Source organism: Pseudomonas sp. 51_B (genome assembly GCF_017491595.1).
In the GTDB taxonomy this organism is placed as follows: Bacteria; Pseudomonadota; Gammaproteobacteria; order Pseudomonadales; family Pseudomonadaceae; genus Aquipseudomonas; species Aquipseudomonas promysalinigenes.
The window spans coordinates 1-499 of sequence record NZ_JAFGYW010000228.1; the positions used below are offsets into that span (position 1 = coordinate 1).

Below are 499 nucleotides of genomic sequence, written 5' to 3' on the forward strand. Positions count from 1 at the left end.
TCCGCTGGCCCGACGGCAGCCTTCACTGGCTGGAGATCAGCGGTAGCCTGCTGCCAGACAAGAACGGCCGGCCCCGAATGATCGGGGTGATTCGCGAAATCACCCACCAGCGCCAGCGCGAGCAGGGTGGTGGCAACTTCGGCCTTGAGGGTCAAGTGCGTGCGATTGACCGCCACCAGCGCAGTGGTTGCATACAGCGCCAGATTGCCCAGCGCCGCCGTGCAGGCGAGCACTTGCAACAAGGGAATCGCATCGGCCCATTTCGCGCCGAAGATCAGCAGGATGATGTCCTCGGCGGTCAGGGCGATGCCGAAGAACAGCGGTGTCAGTACGAAACCGCTGATCGCCGTGGAATCGCCGATTACCCCTATCAGCCGCGCCGGTTCGGCACTGCGCCGGGCGAACACCGGCAAGGCGTAGCTCATCAAGCCGTTGTAGATCGCCGAGCGCGGCAGGTCGATGATGCGCATGGCCAGGTTGAACATGCCCACTGCATGGG

Annotated in this window: 1 protein-coding gene; it reads right to left on the reverse strand. The window is 63.9% G+C overall.

Annotated features, from left to right (window positions below):
• On the reverse strand, positions 1 to 485 hold a 485-nt coding region (locus J5M56_RS24550), incomplete at its 3' end, for an oligosaccharide flippase family protein (RefSeq protein WP_243430898.1).
• Between the last annotated feature and the right edge of the window lie 14 nt (positions 486 to 499).